General features: G+C 69.4%; 17 protein-coding genes. 15 read left to right on the plus strand and 2 right to left on the minus strand.

Going from position 1 to position 17355, the window contains the following annotated elements:
* The first annotated feature begins 4 nt into the window (after positions 1–4).
* The 8 genes from OQ02_RS01665 (at position 5) to OQ02_RS01700 (ending at position 9086) form a co-directional block, all read left to right on the plus strand.
* Entirely contained in the window at positions 5–1822 is a 1818-nt protein-coding gene (locus tag OQ02_RS01665) for a dynamin family protein (RefSeq protein ID WP_033436368.1), read from the plus strand.
* Between the two features lie 257 nt (positions 1823–2079).
* A complete protein-coding gene (locus OQ02_RS01670; RefSeq protein ID WP_197043191.1) occupies positions 2080–2862 on the plus strand; it encodes a hypothetical protein in 783 nt (260 codons plus the stop codon).
* Between the two features lie 253 nt (positions 2863–3115).
* Positions 3116–3565 (plus strand): class F sortase, encoded by a 450-nt coding sequence (locus tag OQ02_RS01675; RefSeq protein ID WP_197043192.1) that lies wholly within the window; start codon positions 3116–3118, stop codon positions 3563–3565.
* A gap of 312 nt (positions 3566–3877) precedes the next feature.
* Positions 3878–4552, plus strand: coding sequence for a hypothetical protein (locus tag OQ02_RS01680; protein ID WP_033436369.1), 675 nt, complete (start codon positions 3878–3880; stop codon positions 4550–4552).
* A gap of 90 nt (positions 4553–4642) precedes the next feature.
* Positions 4643–5113: a GNAT family N-acetyltransferase gene (locus OQ02_RS01685; RefSeq protein WP_033436370.1), complete on the plus strand. Its 471-nt coding sequence runs from the start codon at positions 4643–4645 to the stop codon at positions 5111–5113.
* Positions 5110–6318, plus strand: a complete 1209-nt coding sequence (locus OQ02_RS41835; RefSeq protein ID WP_033436371.1) for a DUF2716 domain-containing protein — start codon at positions 5110–5112, stop codon at positions 6316–6318. Before OQ02_RS01685 ends, OQ02_RS41835 begins: the two co-directional genes overlap by 4 nt.
* A gap of 369 nt (positions 6319–6687) precedes the next feature.
* The gene (locus OQ02_RS01695; protein WP_033436372.1) at positions 6688–8499 is read left to right on the plus strand and encodes a phosphoenolpyruvate carboxykinase (GTP); all 1812 of its coding nucleotides are present in this window, start codon (positions 6688–6690) and stop codon (positions 8497–8499) included.
* 110 nt (positions 8500–8609) lie between these two features.
* Positions 8610–9086, plus strand: a complete 477-nt coding sequence (locus tag OQ02_RS01700; RefSeq protein ID WP_033436373.1) for a hypothetical protein — start codon at positions 8610–8612, stop codon at positions 9084–9086.
* 51 nt (positions 9087–9137) lie between these two features.
* On the opposite strand, the gene OQ02_RS01705 is transcribed toward OQ02_RS01700, so the two are convergent.
* Together OQ02_RS01705 and OQ02_RS01710 are read right to left on the minus strand one after the other, a co-directional pair.
* On the minus strand, positions 9138–9965 hold the full coding sequence (locus OQ02_RS01705) for a septum formation family protein (protein ID WP_033436374.1): 828 nt from the start codon (positions 9963–9965) through the stop codon (positions 9138–9140).
* A gap of 5 nt (positions 9966–9970) precedes the next feature.
* Positions 9971–11227 carry a hypothetical protein gene (locus tag OQ02_RS01710; protein WP_063746990.1) on the minus strand — a complete coding sequence of 419 codons (1257 nt, stop codon included), beginning with the start codon at positions 11225–11227 and terminating at the stop codon, positions 9971–9973.
* 175 nt (positions 11228–11402) lie between these two features.
* Between OQ02_RS01710 and OQ02_RS01715 the strand changes: the two genes are divergently transcribed.
* From OQ02_RS01715 to mctP, 7 genes are all read left to right on the plus strand, one after another.
* Positions 11403–12116, plus strand: coding sequence for a YbaB/EbfC family nucleoid-associated protein (locus OQ02_RS01715; RefSeq protein ID WP_033436375.1), 714 nt, complete (start codon positions 11403–11405; stop codon positions 12114–12116).
* 34 nt (positions 12117–12150) lie between these two features.
* Positions 12151–12474 (plus strand): hypothetical protein, encoded by a 324-nt coding sequence (locus tag OQ02_RS01720; protein ID WP_033436376.1) that lies wholly within the window; start codon positions 12151–12153, stop codon positions 12472–12474.
* An 18-nt stretch (positions 12475–12492) separates the two neighbouring features.
* Positions 12493–13605, plus strand: coding sequence for a WXG100 family type VII secretion target (locus OQ02_RS01725; RefSeq protein WP_033436377.1), 1113 nt, complete (start codon positions 12493–12495; stop codon positions 13603–13605).
* Positions 13606–13607: 2 nt separating this feature from the next.
* A complete protein-coding gene (locus tag OQ02_RS01730; RefSeq protein WP_033436378.1) occupies positions 13608–14432 on the plus strand; it encodes a hypothetical protein in 825 nt (274 codons plus the stop codon).
* Between the two features lie 135 nt (positions 14433–14567).
* A complete protein-coding gene (locus OQ02_RS01735; protein WP_051771512.1) occupies positions 14568–15302 on the plus strand; it encodes a GntR family transcriptional regulator in 735 nt (244 codons plus the stop codon).
* A gap of 121 nt (positions 15303–15423) precedes the next feature.
* Positions 15424–15690 carry a DUF3311 domain-containing protein gene (locus tag OQ02_RS01740; protein ID WP_033436379.1) on the plus strand — a complete coding sequence of 89 codons (267 nt, stop codon included), beginning with the start codon at positions 15424–15426 and terminating at the stop codon, positions 15688–15690.
* Positions 15690–17324 carry a monocarboxylate uptake permease MctP gene (mctP, locus tag OQ02_RS01745; protein ID WP_033436380.1) on the plus strand — a complete coding sequence of 545 codons (1635 nt, stop codon included), beginning with the start codon at positions 15690–15692 and terminating at the stop codon, positions 17322–17324. Before OQ02_RS01740 ends, mctP begins: the two co-directional genes overlap by 1 nt.
* Positions 17325–17355 lie beyond the last annotated feature (31 nt).

Genomic DNA, 17355 nt, shown 5'->3' on the forward strand with positions numbered 1-17355 from the left:
TCTGATGAGCACCCTCCCGCAGATCGTCCGGCAGACCAGGGAGAAGCTCACGAACCTGGTCCGCACCCTCGACCCGGCGGCGGCGTCGTTCGTGGAGACCCGCCGCGCCGGTCCCGCGTCGGTCGTGGTCGTCGGTGAGACGAACCGGGGCAAGAGTTCGCTGGTCAACGCCTTGCTGGCGACGCCGGGACTGTCGCCGGTCGACGCCGAGGTGGCGACCGCGACGTACCTCGTGTTCCGGTACGGCGAGGAGTGGGACGCCCGCGCCTGCTACGCCGGGTCGATGTCGCCGGTGCCGTTCGACCGGTCCGAGCTGGTGAACTGGGTGTCGGCGGCGCACGAGCTGCCCGAGGGCATGCTGCCGCCCCGGTACGTCGAGGTCGACGCGCCGATCCCGCTGCTGGAACGACTGTCCGTTGTGGACACGCCGGGCGTCGGCGGGCTCGACTCGGTGCACGGCGAGCTGGCCGCCGAAGCCGCCGCCACCGCGACCGCGCTGCTGTTCGTGGTCGACGCGTCGGCCCCGTTCACCCGTGGTGAGCTGGACTTCCTCCGCACGGTCGGTGAACGCGTCGAGACCGTGGTGTTCGCGTTGACCAAGGTCGACCAGTACCGGGGGTGGCGGCAGGTGCTGGAGGCCGACCAGGCGCTGCTGGCCGAGCACGCGCCCCGGTTCCGCGGCGCCAAGTTCCACCCGGTGTCGTCGCGGATGTTCGAGCTGGCGTCGAAGGCGCCGAACCCGGACGCGGCGGCGATGCTGCGCGAGCGGTCCGGGATCGGGGAGTTGCAGGAGGCGTTGCAGGAGCTGGTGGTCGGCCGGGCGGCGATGCTCGGCGAGGCCAACGGGTTGCGCGCGCTGGCGACCGTGCTGGACGAGCTGATCGCGCGGAACGAGGCGGACAAGCGCGCGTTGTCGTCCGGTGAAGAGGAAGCCGAGACGTTGCGCGGACGGCGTGACGAGCTGAACTCCCAACGCCGTTCGTCCACGCGCAGCTGGCAGGTGCGGTTGCGCGGCGAGGTGCAGCGGGCCCGGGTGGAGGGCGCGCACGAGGTCAGCCGGCAGATGCGGGACGTGCAGACGTGGTTCCGCACGGCCATCGACGCGGCGGACCGCGAACGGCTGGCGGCGCTGCCGCAGCAGGTGGACGCGGCGTTGCAGGTGGTGTCCGGGCGGATCAGCGCCGGGTTGGCGGTGCGGCTGTCGAAGGTGGCGGACTCGGCGTTGGCGGACCTGTTCTCGGCGGACGAGCTGGCGGTGATCCGCAGCCAGTTCGCGCGGGGCGTGACGCCGCCGGTCGTGCTGAGGCCGCCGGAGAAGCGCGCGCCGACGGCCGAGGACAAGTTGCTGGTGTTCATGGGCGTGTCCGGCGGGTTGGGCGCGGGCCGCTTGGCCGCGTTGCCGCTGGCCGGGCTCGGGGTGGCGGCGCTGAACCCGATCGTGCTGCCGGTGACGATCGCGCTGGGGCTCGGCGCGGGCTGGTGGATGGCCCGGACCCGCAAGCACTCGGCCGACAAGCAGCACTTGAAGCAGTGGCTGTCGGACGCCATCGCGGACGCGCGGTCCACCGTGGACCAGTTGGTGGCGGAGCAGTTGATCGAGGCCGAGCAGCAGTTGTCGCTGGCGCTGGACGACGCGCTGGGCAAGCGGGTCGACGCGATCGAGGCGGAACTGCGCGAGGTCGACAAGGCGCTGCGGATGGAAGCCGGTGAACGCGCCCGTGCGTTGCAGGCGGTGACGCGGAAGGTGGCCGAGCTGACCGCCGGCCGGGTCAAGGTGGACGAGTTGCTGGCCCGGATCCGCGCGGTGCGCGACCGCGCTTGACCTCGCGCTCGGTGCGGGTGAAGCGGCTATAGCCGGCTGTTCACCCGATCCCCTGAAAATTTCGCGTTGCCGGGCGCGGCAATCTCACCCGGTCAGGTAAACGAGATCAGGACACCAGTTCACCCTGGCGAGTGCAATAAGCGGAATGCGGATGAGCTTCGCGCTGCACCTCCCCGACGTGTGTCCTAACGTCGAGCTGATCCGGCGTCGGCGACGAACTGGCAGAACCGGGTCCAATCGAACAAGGGATTCCGGCGATGAAGTTGCGAAACGTCCTATTGGTGATCCCGGTGACAGGGCTGGCGTTGGTGTTCGGGCCTGTCGCCCAGGCGAACGAAGAATCCTTCACCCTCCAGTTGGGGGACATCAACGGCACCGGTGCCACCGGCACCGCCACCCTGACGCCGACGGGCGGCGCGCTCAAGGTGTCGATCAAGTCGAAGGGGATGACCCCCAACGCGCCGCACGCCCAGCACATCCACGGTGCGGCGTCAGGCCACTTCAGGTGCCCGGACAAGTCCGCCGACACCGACGGCGACGGGTTCATCAACACCGAAGAGGGCCTGCCCGCCTACGGCGACATCTTCGTCTCGCTGACCACGGAGGGCGACACGACCAAGGCCAGCGGGTTGGCGGTGGACCGCATGCCCAAGGCCAACGCCGAAGGCGTGCTGACCTACGAACGCACCATCGAAGCGAGCGCGCTTCCCCCCGGCACCATCGCGAACCTCAAGAACCTGCACATCGTGCAGCACGGTATCGATGTCAACGGCAACGGCACCTACGACATGGAGGCCCTCGGCGAATCGACGTTCGCCAAGTCGCTGGGGGTCGACGGCATCCCGGAGGAGGCGACCAACCCGGCGACCTGCGGCATGGTCACCGCCGCGGCTCCGGGCTCGGTCCCGGCAGGTGGGGTCGAGACCGGTACCGGCCCGTCCGCGGGCATCGGTTCGGAGGCACTGCTGCTGCTCGGCGGACTCGCGCTGCTCGGCGCGGCCGGGACGGTGCCGGCACGTCGGCGCCTCGGTCGGCAGTAGCCGAAGGGCAGTGATGGGCCTGCGGGACCGCAGCGAGACCGACCGCCGCCGAGCACGCTGGAACGTGGTGGCGGTCGGTCTCGCTGTGACGGGCGCCGTCCTGCTCGCCCTCGGTCTGCCGACCCACTGGTCGGCAGCGCCGGGACTGCCCGAACGAGCGGTCGGCCCACCTGCGACGACCACTTCCACGCAGGAGGCGAAGTCGTCAGCCGAGGCACCCCGGACTCCCACCACGGGGCCGCTGATGGACTCGGTGGCGCCGGTCGAGATCACCATTCCCGTTCTGCGGGTCTCCTCCCCGTTGGTCGATCTGGGACTGACGGCCGACGGCGCCCTGGAAGTTCCCGGCAACGGTGACGACGCGGGCTGGTACACGGGCGCCCCGACCCCCGGCGCTCTCGGACCGGCGATCATCGCGGGCCACGTCGACTGGAACGGCGAGCCCGGCGTGTTCCACCGGCTCGGCACCCTCCAACCGGGTGACCGAGTCCAAGTCCGCCGTGAGGACGACAGCATCGCGACCTTCGCCGTGACGTCGGTGCGGCAGCACCCGAAGAACGGTTTCCCGACCGACGACGTCTACGGGGCGATCGATCACGCCGGTCTGCGCCTGATCACCTGTGGCGGCGAATTCGACGAATCGCGCAACACCTATACCGACAACATCGTCGCCTATGCCAAGCTCGTTGACGTCCACCCCTGATCGACCGACCCGGGTCGGGTGAATCGATTTCTTCTCCCGGAGAACAACTCGTAGTCGGGGCCGTTGAGGAACCAGTTCACGACCGGGCTTGCCACTGACCGGATCGAGGAGTTCGCGCGCGCCTTCTGGTGATCACCCTGGGTGACAAGACGTCAGTGCGGCCGGCCTCCGATCGTGGGACCGCATCGAGCTGTGGTGCTCACCCGTCGTGCACTCGGTTTCCGGCGAGCCCGGTACCGAGCCTTCCCCGGCGGAACCGAACAGGCATAACGTGAGTCAGACCTGGAGGAACACGCGAGAGGGTGGGAAAAGGTGTACATCGACGAAACAGGCGCGACCGACGGCGAGCTGAAGGTCACGGTCAGTGACGAGGAGTACACCGCCGAGGCGACCTACGACCTGGACCAGGACGGTGTCGAGGAGAGCGCGGTCGTGGAGACCGACGACGGCGGGCACCTCGCGTTCAGCGACACGGACGGCGACGGCCAGGCCGACCTGATGAGCACGTTCGACGCCGACGGCGAGCTGACCGGCCAGGCCGCGTTCGACGAGGGTTCCGGCGAGTGGATCGCGGTGGAGCCGTCGGACGACCACAGCCAGCAGACGAACACGAACGCGGGCAAGTCGATCGTGGTCGACACCGAGGACGGCGCGGACCAGAACGTCGGGCCTGCCACCGAGGACACCGACGGCGACGGCCGTGCGGACACGGCGGTCGTGCGCGACGAAGAGGGCGACACCTGGCTCTTCACCGACGCCGACGGTGACGGCAACGCCGACCTGGCCACCGAGATCACCCAGGACGGTGAGGTCACCGTCTCGAAGCACACCGGTGACGACGAGTGGACCGAGGTCGAACACGGCCGCATCGGCGAGGACGGCAAGTACACGCCCGACAGCGACGAGGCCTGGTCGGAGGAGAAGGTCACCGTCTCCGGCGTGGTCCGCATCGACGCCGTCACCGGCCAGTGGATCAGCCCGAACTGATCACCCCGGCCCTGACCGTGCGTGGCGCGGCCGGGGCCGGCACCGCAAACACGGGTGCGGACGTGGTGCGCATGGCGCGATGATGGCCACATGGTCATCCGCCCGCTGACGGCCGACGACATCGCCGCCGTCGTGGAGTTCTCGCTCCGCGCCTGGACCCCGGTGTTCGACTCGTTCCGCGCAGCCCTGGGCGTTCCGATCTACGAAGCGCTCTTCCCGGACTGGGAGCCGACGCAGGCGAAAGCCGTCGAGGACGTCTGCCGGGACGACGCGACAGCCGTGTGGGTGGCCGACCGGCAGGACCGCGCAGTCGGGTTCGTCGCGGTTCGCGCGGGCAACGGCGAGATCCACATGTTGGCCGTCGACCCCGACCACCAACGCCAGGGCATCGGCACCGCCCTGACCGAGTTCGCCGTGGACCGACTCCGGGAAGCGGGCGTCGCGCTCGCCGTCGTCGGCACGGGCGGCGACCCCGGCCACGCCCCGGCCCGCCGCACCTGCGAACGCGCGGGCTTCACCGCGTTCCCCCAGGTCCAGTACTACAAGCGGCTCGACCGATGACCACGCGCGAGAACCGACCCGCCGACGACGCCTGGCCGCGCATGCCGTGGCACCCGCCGGTCGGCGCGGTGGTCGAGCAGGACGGTCCGGTCACCCGCGTCCACTACGGCACGCACGGCACCGTTGAGCACCACGACCTCACGGGTGTCGACCTCGCCGATCTGGTCGAACGCCAGAAGGCGCACTTCGCCGAACGCTGCGAGCCGGTGGAGTGGAAGACCTACGCGCACGAGTCACCCGACCTCCCGGTCCACCTGCTCGCCGCCGGGTTCACGCCCGGCTGGGAGCGTTCCGTCCTCGCCGCGCACGAGATCACCGCGCACGAGATCACCGCGCCGACAGGTCCGGACGTGCGCGGACTGCGGGACGAAGACCTGCCGGAAGTCCGCCGGCGGGCCGACGGCCACCACCGCACGCCGTTCGCGGACCTTGAAGCCGACGGCCCCATCCGGCTCTACGACGCGAACGTCCGGGTCGTCCTCTCCGGCGGCGAGGTCGTGGGCGTCGGCTGGGCGGAGATCACGGGCGATGGCTCGGTGGTGATCGGCGGTCTCACCGGGCCGTGGTCGCGGGTGCCGGCCGTGCTGGCGGACTGGGCGCGGTGGGCACCGCCGAAGTCGACGTTCTACGCCGAAGCGGACGGCGGGCTGCGGGACGTCCTGCTGGACGCGGGCTTCCGCGAGGTCACCACGGCGCGCTCCTACCTCTGGACGCCGCCGGGGCCGCCCGCCGCGACCCGCCCGGTCGTGCCGCTGTTCGACCAACCCGGGTACACGGAGATCTGGGACGACTTCGGCAGTCGGTTCAGGTTCCGGCCGAGCGTGCACGCCTTCCCCGGCATCGCGGAGCCGCCGGGCTCGGTGACCTGGCACCTCAACGTCGACGACGACGACGGTGTGGACGAGTTGCAGGACGTGGTCGTCGCCGGTCTGCGCGCCGTCGCGCGGGAGGAGCTGCACTGGCTCGACTGGCAGCACGTCGGCTACCGGTTCGACCCGGACCGCGTCGGCCGGCCGGGGCAGCCGCCGTGGCCGGGCGGGGTGCACCCGGACGGGGACTACTTCCTCTACGTCCCAAGGGATCTGCGGTTCGGCACGTTCGGACACCCTTGGGAGCACACGCTGTGCGTGTTCGGCGAATCCCTCGTGGCACACGTGGAACAACCGCTGACGAACTTGTTGGGACCGCCGGTCCGCCGTTCCTGAAACGGTCGAGAAATTCGGGCATTTCGACGCAGCAATTCTTGCGCGCCACGATGAGAGCGCTCCCACGCGTCACCACCCGTACACCCGGTCGTGTGGTGATCGACGCACCTGCGCGCCCTTGCATTCCCCGAACTAAAGCCCAGGTCACAGGCCGATTTGTGGTGATCGGGTGCTGAATCGATTCCAGAATCGGTTTTGTGAGCCAGCCGACAGGTCAGATGTGCGTTACCCGGGATTAACCCGGCTAACCTCCGTCTATCCCCTTAACCGGCACGCCCTCCACCGGGCGGGCGGAGCCATTCCCGAGGACGTCCCACCAGGACAACGGCGTCCACCGTGGGCTGGCGCTCAGCTAGGAGACGAGACGAGATGACGGCAGTGACCATTCCCGGTCTCGACCAGGCACCCACCAACCACCCGCGCCTCCTGTCCTGGGTGCGCGAGGTCGCCGAGCTGACCTGCCCCGATGAAGTGGTGTGGGCAGACGGCTCCCAGGAAGAGTGGAACCGGCTCACCGCCAAACTCGTGGACGCGGGCACCTTCGTTCCGCTGAAGAAGAAAGCCAACTCCTTCTGGGCCGCCTCGGACCCCACGGATGTCGCCCGGGTCGAAGAGCGCACCTTCATCTGTTCCGTGGACCCGGCCGACGCCGGTCCCACGAACAACTGGATGGACCCGGGCGAGATGAAAGCGATCATGACCGAGCTGTACCGGGGCTCGATGCGCGGTCGCACGATGTACGTGATCCCGTTCTGCATGGGCCCGCTCGACGCGGAGAAGCCGATGTTGGGCGTGGAGATCACCGACTCCGAGTACGTCGTCGTCTCGATGCACATCATGACGCGCATGGGCACGAAGGCCTTGGCGCGATTCGGCGAGGACGCCGACTTCGTCCAGGCGCTGCACTCGATCGGCGCGCCGCTGGAGCCGGGCCAGGACGACGTCCCGTGGCCGTGCAACGAAACCAAGTACATCACCCAGTTCCCCGAAGAGCGGACGATCTGGTCGTTCGGCTCGGGTTACGGCGGCAACGCGCTGCTGGGCAAGAAGTGCTACTCGCTGCGCATCGCCTCCGTGATGGCGCGGGACGAGGGCTGGCTCGCCGAGCACATGCTGATCCTCAAGCTGACCTCGCCGGAGCAGAAGGCGTACTACATCGCCGCCGCGTTCCCGAGCGCCTGCGGCAAGACCAACCTGGCCATGCTGGAGCCGACCATCCCGGGCTGGAAGGTCGAGACCCTGGGCGACGACATCGCCTGGATGCGGTTCGGCGAGGACGGCCGGCTGTACGCGGTCAACCCGGAGAACGGCTTCTTCGGCGTCGCGCCCGGCACCGACTACCACACCAACCCCAACGCGATGCGCACCATCGAGAAGGGGAACTCGCTGTTCACGAACGTCGCGCTGACCGACGACGGCGACGTGTGGTGGGAGGGCATGGGCGAGCCGCCCGCCCACCTGACCTCGTGGAAGAAGCAGGACTGGACGCCGGGCGGCGAGGAGCTGTCGTCGCACCCGAACTCCCGGTACTGCACGCCGATCGCGCAGTGCGACATCAAGGCGCCGGAGTGGGAGGACCCGAACGGCGTCCCCATCTCGGCCATCTTCTTCGGCGGCCGGCGCGCCACGACCGTTCCGCTGATCACCGAGTCGCGCGACTGGCAGCACGGCGTGTTCATGGGTGCCACGCTGTCCAGCGAGACGACCGCCGCCGCCGTCGGCAAGACCGGCGTCGTGCGCCGCGACCCGATGGCGATGCTGCCGTTCATCGGCTACCACGCCGGTGACTACTTCCAGCACTGGATCGACACCGGCAAGTCGGCCGACGCGGACAAGCTGCCGAAGATCTTCTACGTCAACTGGTTCCGCCGCGGTGACGACAAGCGCTTCCTGTGGCCTGGGTTCGGCGAGAACTCGCGCGTGCTGAAGTGGGCCATCGAGCGCATCGAGGGCAAGGCCGCCGCGGTCGAGACGCCGATCGGCCACGTGCCCACGGCGGACAACTTGGACCTGTCCGGCCTTGACGCGTCGCGCGAGGACGTCGAGGCGTCGCTGGAGTTCGACGCCGACGAGTGGCGGGCCGAGATCCCGATGATCGAGGAGTGGTTCGCCAAGATCGGCGAGAAGGTGCCGACCTCGCTGCGCGACGAGCTGGAGGCGCTGAAGCTCCGGCTCGGCTGAGCCCTTCCCCTGCGCTTCATGGCGTGAGACCCGGTGGCCAACGGCGTCCACCGGGTCTCTTTTTGGTTGCTCTGGGTGATTTCCGGCTCGTCCGGAGGTACCAAGGAAGAGTGACCCAGCAGGACGATTTCCTCGGCGGACTGCACTACGACGGCCCACCCGAACCACAGGTCGGTCCGACTCCGGGGAACGTGCGGTACTACCCGGTCGGTGGGTCGACCGAGGGCGCCGCGGCACCCGTTCGGACGGGGGTGTCGGCGTGGTGGCAGCTGGGCGGGTTCCTGCTCGGTGCGCTCGCGACGCCCGTCGCGGGGCTCGCGTGGGGCTACGGGCTGGACCAGTTCGACGAGGTGCGCGTCCGGGGGTTGGTCGCCCTGGGACTGGCGGGACTGGTGGTGGGAGTGGTGGGCCTGGGGAAGCTGTCCCCAGCCGCGCCGCTGACCGCCGGCGTCATCGCGTTGACCGCTTCGGTGCTCTACGAACTGGGCGTGGTCGCCTTCTTGCCCGTGCTCAGGCCCGTTTTCGCGAGCGGCGCTCCGATTCTGGTCGGCGTGTTGCTGGTGCTGCTCGCCTGGCGACGGCGGTAGTTGTCCACAGGTTGTGGACAGAGCTGTGCACAGCCTGTGGGTTGCTGTGGATCAGCCGGGGAGCGGGTTGCCGCCCAGACCCCACAGCCGGCCGGTGAACGGGCGGGTCGCCTCGGCGTAGCAGATCGCCGACGTGTGGCCCTCGGACCAGGCTTGGCTGCCGAACGCCCGCCACGACGCGAAGACGTCCGCGCGCGGTGCGCCGACGTAGTTCGTGACCGCTTTCGCGCAGTGCTCGGCGGCTTGGGCGTTCACCTGGTCAAGGGACGGTGCCGGGTCCTGTGGATTGCCCAGAGTGAGCACGCCCGGCACCGCTTCGGCCTTGTGCGGGCCGTCGCAGGCGGTGATCCCGGCGTCCTTGGCTTCACCCGGTGAGGCGGAGGCGCACAGCTGCACCGTGGCGAACCCGGCCGCCTTGAGGAGGTCCTTGGCCGTGGTCTTGCGCCGCACCCGGCTGCCGTCCGGCTTCAGCTCGACCACCGCGCAGACGCGCCAGCGGTCGCCCTTCGCCCAGCCGTCACGGCTCGGCCAGAACGCGTGCGACTGGAGGCGGGTGGCGTCGTGGTCGGCGCTGCCGAGGTACGCGGTGAGGGCGGCGCGGCACGCGGGCAGGACGGCGCGGCGCAGGTCGCGGTCGCTCGGGTACTCGGCGCCCAACTCGACCGAGCCGACCTCGGTCACCTCGGCCTCGTGCTCGGTCCCGCAGTCGAGGACTTCGAGGCCGGTGTTCGTGCACTGGCCCGGTTTGGGCAGCTGGTCGACCGTCGGGGTGAGGGAGGGTCGGACCACCTCGGCGTCCGGCGCGCCCTGGACGTGGGCCGTGCAGGCGGCGAGCGACAGCGCGGACAGTGCCACGACCGTCGCCCGCCAGCCCCTCACGTCGGTCAGATTACTGACACCAGCGCGGCCACCTGATCGGCGATCGCACGGCGTTCCCGCTCGAACGCCGGGTCGGTGAGCGCGGTCGGGTCGGCGGGCTGGCCCAGCACGGGCGTGTGCAGGTGGCCGCCGGCGGTGGTGGTCGCGCCCAGACCCAGCCGCAGCCGGTTCGCCCGGTACATCGACTCGTTGGACAGGTAGTCGCCGCCGCTGCCCTGCGCCGCCGCCGCGCCGGGCGTCGGCTCGTCGGTGCGGCAGCTCGGCGTGCCGGTGCCGGGGGTGGTGCCCAACGGCCACTCGCAGAACGACCGGTTGTAGAGCACGGGGAACGGCGTGGTCCCCGCGTCGACCATCCGCTGGTGCGGCAACGTCGTCTCGATGAACTCGTGCGCCGGCTGGGGCCACCCGGCCGCGTCCGGCACGACACCGAGCGCGCCGACGTCGTTGTTGTCCGCGAACCCGCCCCGCCACCGAGCCGCCCACCGCTCGACGTCGAACCGCCCAGGCCGGCCCTGGCTGACGGTGACCAGGGCGTCCGGCCGGAACCCGAGCGCCGGGCCGTAGAACCGCTCGACGATCCCCTGGTCGAACGAACCCCACAGCACCGGCAGGACGGCGGCCTCCACCACCACGGGACCGGACGGCGTGTCGATCACCTTCCCGTCGAGCCGCAACGCCGCCGCCCCGGCCGGGTTGCTGCGCCGCACGGACGTGCCGGTGAGCTGGAACGGGTCGAACCCGGTGACCGCGATCCGCCGGACGCCCGGCGCGAACCGCAGGTCCGAGACTCCCCGCGAGGCCCGGTCGAACGAGTCGACCAGCGCGGCCCGCTCGGCGGCGGTGAGCTGCCACCCGCGCGGCTGCCACTGCCGGAGCGCCTTGGTGCCCAGCAGCCGGGCCCAGTACAGCGGCCGGTCGTCATAGGCGTCCCACGCCTGCGCCGACCGGGCCCGCTCCACCGCCGCACGCCACAACTCCGTGCCGCTGGACAGGGTGAGCCGGAGGGCTTCGGAACGGGAGGTCGGCCCGCACAGCCGGTCGGTGAACCGGCTGACGTCGTCGTCGAAACCGCCCAACCGCACCAACTCGGGCCCGACCTCCGGACCGGTCGGCGTGAGCCGGTCGTCCAACCGCTGTTCCTCCACGGTGGTGGGAGCGGTCGGGGCGAAGCAGGGTGCGCGTTGCGCGTGGGCCGTGCCGGGCAGGGCGAGGAGGGACAGGCCAAGGGCCAACGGGATGACCGCGCGGAGTCGTTTGATCACCCACCGATACTCCCGAACGACCGCCGGGTGGTGAAACCCGCCGAACGGCGCGGAGGTTTCACGGCGGCAGTTCGTCCGTTCTGCCACACAGCCAGTCACCGCCTTGCCACCATGGGCGACGTTCGCCCGGCCGGTACCCGTCGCCGGAGTTCGCCACTTTCCCGGAGGTCTTGTCGTGTCGGCCGCGTTCGACCAGCTCGTCGCCCAGTTCGAGCAGTTCCAGGCCAGGATCCAGCGGGTCGACCAGCAGGTCGCGGGCATCGGGGAGATGCAGCAGGAGCTGGCCGCCCTCGAAGTGGTGGCGACATCGCCGGACCGGGCGGTGACCGTGGTGGCGGGGCCGTCCGGGGCGATCAAGGACATCCGGCTGACCGACCAGGCCATGCGCCGTCCGCCGCACGCGTTGGCCGGCGCGCTGATGGCGACCCTGCGGCAGGCCGTGGCCGAGGCGGCGCGGCGGCAGGCGGGGATCGTGGAGAACGCGCTCGGCGACGACATGAACCTCACCGAGCAGGTGCTGGAGACCCAGGCCCAGCTGTTCGGCGTCTCACCGCAGGAACTGCGGGCGATGACGGAGCAGCCCCCTCCGAGCCAGACGCCACCGCCCGTCCCGCCACGTCCCGGTCCGCCCCCGGCAGGCCCGTTCCCCGCCGGCAGGCCACCGATGCCACCGCCGCCGATGACGGGCCCGGGGCCACACCGGATGCCACCGCCCGGCCCCGCGGCACCGCCTCCCCCGCCCCGAAGGCCGGCGCCGGAAGAGCCGGACGACTTCTCGCAGCAGCGGTTCCTGCGCGACGACGACAAGCCCAAGACGCCCCCGCCTTCCGGTCCCACGCAGGACAAGAACGGCCGTTTCCTGAACCTCTTCGACGACGAGGACCGCTGACAGTGTTCTTGGGCAAGCAGATGAGGAGTGCGCGTTGAGCGGCGGATTCGACGTCAACGTCGAGGAACTGCGGCAGTTCGCCGGCAAGCTCGACGGCCACCGCGGCACTGCCGCCGAGATCGCCGGCCTCGTGGCCAAGGCGGATGTCTCCGACAAGTCCTGGGGCGTGGTCGGCCTGTTCGTGAAGAGCCAGTACACACAAATGCTCGGTGACCTCGGCGACCTTTTCCAGGCTCTTCAAGACGGCCTCCAGTCCGGGGCGGACAAGTTCAACGGCGCGGCTCAGGACTACGACGAGCAGGAACAAGCGGTGAAGGAACTCTTCAACGGCCTGCAAGTCGAGCTCGACATCCAGTAGGAAGGGGGAAACACGGCGATGGCTGAAGAGAAAACCACGGCCGGCGGTGTCGAGATCACCGTCGGTGAGAAGGAAACCAGCCAGAAGATGGCGGAAGCCGTCCCCTTCTACGGCAACTACCTCAAGACCAAGGAAGCGTGGGGCAAGGCACAGGACAAAGGCGGTGCCGAGGTAACCGGCCTGATCTCCGAAGGCGCTGCGGTCATGGGGGCGGTCGGCACGTCCGCCTACAGCATCGCGGTCGACCCGATCGGCTGGCTGGTCGGACAAGGGCTGAACTTCTTGATCAGCGTGGTGCAGCCGCTGGAGGACGCCATCCACTTCGTCAGTGGCGACGGCCCCGCACTCGCCCAGGCCGCAGAGAACTTCAACGCCATCGGCAAGGGCGTGGCCACCCTGCGCGAGACGTTCGAGAAGGACTTGGCGAGTTCGGTGACGAGCTGGGGTGGAGACGCTGCCGAGGCGGCGAGCACGAAACTGGGCGAGTTCGCCGACGGCATCGACGGCGTCGCCGGTCAGGCCGGTGAGATCGCTCAGGTGCTCCAGATCTCCAGCATGATCATGACGATCGTCGAGGACTTCATCAAGGCGATCCTCACCGAGCTGATCACCTGGTTGATCATGATCTGGATCCCGGCCCTGGCCGCTGCCGTGCCCAGCTTCGGGGCATCGACGGCTGCGGCGGGGGCTGCGACCGGCGTGCGGGTCGCCACCACCGGTAGCAAGGTGGCCCGGATCGTGGCCAAGCTGAAGCAGTTCCTGACCAAGATCCTCGACTTCCTGCGGAACCTGAGCAAGCGTGCCGGGAACGTCAAGGCGGCCTTCCAGCGCTCGATGGCGGGTAAGCAGGCCAGAAGCCTGGAGGCCAACGGCGTCAGGAACAAGTCGATGCTGGACAAGCTGTGGGCAGAGAAGGGCATGCTCGGCGAACGGATGCAGGACGGGTTCGCCGGATCCCTGAAGGGCGCGGTCGTCGACGCGACGCGATCGCAGTTGGGGGTCGGCACCCGCGCGAACGCCGGCGTCGACAAGCCGGTCCGGAACTACGGCGCCGGTCAGAAGGCGGCCGACTACGACGACACCGGCAAAGACCAGTCCAAGCAGCAGACCGAGGGGTACCTGGACATCTGATCATGGAGTACTTGCTGGATCTCTCCCCGCTCCTCGCCGTCATGGCGGGTTTGATCGGCCTGGTGTTCTGGTGGAAGTGGCGCAGTGAGCGGAAGGAGGAGCGTGAGCACGCCGAGGCGCTGGCCGCGTTCGCGGGCCGCCTCGGCGGGAGGATCAGCGGTCCCGCCGAAGCTCGCGCGTGGTCGGCCGAACTCCTGCCGCCGCTGCACAGGGAGAGCGAAGGCCTGATCAACCGCTTCGGGACCGTGCGGCGGGCACGCTTCGACACCGCGCTGGCCTTCCGTCGGGGCAGGTGGTCGGTGCGCGTGAGCGAGGCGTCGATGAAGAAGACCGTCCCGACGGCCGGTACGACTACGCACTACGAGTACCGGATCGAGGTGGCCACCTCGATCGTAGCGCCCATGAAGATCAGCCGGCGGCAACTCGTGGACTACCTGGGCCGACCGCTGCCGCCGAAGCGCATTCCCGACCCGGACCGCGAACCAGCCGTTGAAGCGCCGTCGACGGTGGCGCGTGAGCAGCGGCAGTGGCTGAAGGTCAGGTTGCCTGAACCCGTGGACGGTCACTTCGTCGTGTTCACCGCCGACCTGTCCGCTGCGGCACGGACGTTCAGCCCGGAGGTCGTCGAGCTGATGCTCGGCCAGGTGGAATCGCCGTCCTTCAGGAGCCCGATGCCCTTCGACCTGACGTTCGAGTCCGGGTTGGTCTTCGGCACGGTGCACGGCCGGATCGACCCGGACCAGGTCCTGGACAAGGTCGACGTGATCCTCGGCCTGCTCGACCGGATGCCCCACGTGACACCGGCCCACCCGCCCGCGCCGGCCTGACGCTCACGTCCTGAGCCAGCGTTCCACCGCATCACCATCGAATATTGTTCAACGATACTTCAATCCCCCATTTCACTCGTGGGGCAGTAGCCTCGTTCAACGTCACTCGCGTTCACCGTCACTAGACTCGTTCGCATGACGACCGCTGCGGCAGACGGCTGGCTGGACGCCCTCGCGAAGGACCGCGGCGACCTCGACCGCTCCAGCACCGCCGAACGCGTCGCCGACAAGCTCCGCACCAGCGTCCTCGACGGCGACATCAAGCCCGGTCGGCAGCTGAACGAGAAGGCACTCGGCGAAGCCCTCCGCGTCTCGCGCAACACCCTGCGCGAGGCGTTCCGCCTGCTCACCCACGAACGCCTCCTCGTGCACGAGTACAGCAAGGGCGTCTTCGTCCGCCGCCCCGACGCGGCCGACGTCGTGGACCTCTACGCCGCCCGCCGGATCATCGAGTGCGGCGCCGTCCGACGCTGGCCGGACGCCGACGACCGCGCCAGGCAGGCCGTGCGCGACGCCGTCGACCTCGGCCTGACCAGCCGCGAGAAGGACGACTGGACGGGCGTCGGCACCGCGAACGTGAAGTTCCACCAGGCCCTCACCGCCCTGGCCGGCAGCGCCCGGCTGGACGAGGAGGTGAAGCGCCTGCTCGCCGAACTGCGCCTCGCCTTCCACGTGATGGGCGACCACGAGGACTTCTACCGCGACTACCTGCCGCAGAACCAGGCCATCGTCGGACACCTGGACGCCGGCCTGGTTCGGCAGGCCGAAGACGCCCTGCTCGCGTACCTCGACCAGGCAGAGAACCACCTGGTGACCGGCCTGCGCGGCGACCTGCGCGGTGACCTCCCCGGCACCGTGCCTGGCGAGTGAAAGTTGGTCACGATCCTGCTACTTCATCGGTCGGTAACCCACTCGACATGGTGACGACTGTCCTCCCTCCGGCCTAGCATCGCGCGACACCGCGTCACTGGGCCGCCGTACGGAGGGGCACATGCCGTCAGCTCGAAAATCCAGCCTCCGCTGGAGCAACTGGAACCTGCTCCTGCTCGTTCCGCTCCTGATGCTCGTCACGCCCTGGTTCAACACCGATGAGCCGAGGCTGTTCGGGCTGCCGTTCTTCTACTGGTACCAGTTCGTCTGGGTTCCGGTGGGTGTCGTCTGCGTCGGCCTGGTCTACCTCAAGACCAAGGACGACCCCGTCGTCACGGGCAAGCCGGACAAGCTGGGCGTGGACGACCTGGACGAGGGGGCCAAGTAATGCAGTGGACCGAGTTGGTGGTGTTCAGCGCGCTGTTCCTGCTGGTCACCGTCCTGGGCTTCTTCGCAGCGAAGTGGAAAGCCGGCGACACCCTCGACCACCTGGACGAGTGGGGCCTCGGCGGCCGCAAGTTCGGCTCCTGGATCACCTGGTTCCTGGTCGGCGGTGACCTGTACACCGCGTACACGTTCGTCGCCGTGCCCGCGCTGGTCTTCGGCGCCGGCGCGATGGGCTTCTTCGCCCTGCCCTACACCATCATCCTGTACCCGATCGTGTTCCTGCCGCTGGTGCGCATGTGGTCGGTCTCCCGCGTGCACGGCTACGTGACGCCGGCGGACTTCGTCCGGGGCCGGTACGGCTCGCACTGGCTCGCGCTGCTGGTCGCGATCACCGGCATCGTCGCCACCATGCCGTACATCGCGTTGCAGCTCGTCGGCCTGGAGGCCGTGCTGCGCACGATGGGCCTCAACGGCTCCGGCATCCTCGGCCACCTGCCGCTGTTCATCGCGTTCGTCATCCTCGCGCTCTACACGTACCAGTCGGGCCTGCGCGCGCCCGCGCTGATCGCGTTCGTCAAGGACACGCTGATCTACATCGTGATCCTGGTCGCCGTGATCTACCTGCCGTCGAAGTTCGGCGGCTGGGGCGCGATCTTCGACAGCGCGCAGGCGAAGTACGCCGCGTCCGAGAGCAAGGCCGACGGGATCATCCTCAACGGCAACAACCAGCTCCAGTACGCGACGCTGGCCCTGGGCTCGGCGTTGGCGCTGTTCCTCTACCCGCACTCGCTGACCGGCATCCTCGCCTCGCGCGGCCGCAACGTGATCAAGCGGAACATGGTCGCGCTGCCCGCGTACTCGCTGCTCCTGGGCCTGCTGGCGATGCTCGGCTTCGTCGCCATCACGGCCGGCGTCAAGCCGATCACCAACCAGGCCACCGGCCGCCCGGACACCAACACCATCGTGCCGGTGCTGTTCGGCCAGGAGTTCCCGGGCTGGTTCGCCGGTGTCGCGTTCGCGGCCATCGCGATCGGCGCCCTGGTGCCCGCGGCGATCATGTCGATCGCGGCGGCGAACCTGTGGACGCGCAACATCTACAAGGAGTACCTGAAGAAGGACGCGACGCCGAAGCAGGAGGCCAAGCAGGCCAAGCTCGCGTCGCTGGTGGTGAAGTTCGGCGCGGTCGTGTTCATCGTGTTCATCGACCCGCAGTTCTCCATCGACCTCCAGCTCATCGGCGGCGTGATGATCCTCCAGACGCTGCCGGCCGTGGCGATCGCGCTCTACACGCGGTGGTTCCACGTGTACGGCCTGATCGCGGGCTGGATCGCCGGCATGGGCTACGGCATGTACCTGCTGTACAACATCGGCAACCCGGCCGTCGGCAAGTCGCACTTCGCCGGCTCCGCGCTGCCGCTGGACAAGCTGTCGCTGTTCGGCTGGCACCCGTTCGCCGGGTCGGCCGTGCAGATCTACGTCGGCGCGGTCGCCGTCGTGGCCAACCTGGTGGTCGCCGTGCTCGTCACGCTGATCGCCAAGCGGGCACGGTGGTTCAACGGGACCGACCAGACCCAAGCCGACGACTACCACGTGGACGAGGACAGCGAGCGGGTCAAGCCGGTCGCCATCCACTGACCGCCCACCGGTTACCGACACCGACGAGCCC

The sequence above is a fragment of the Saccharothrix sp. NRRL B-16314 genome (assembly GCF_000716595.1).
Classification (GTDB): Bacteria; Actinomycetota; Actinomycetes; order Mycobacteriales; family Pseudonocardiaceae; genus Actinosynnema.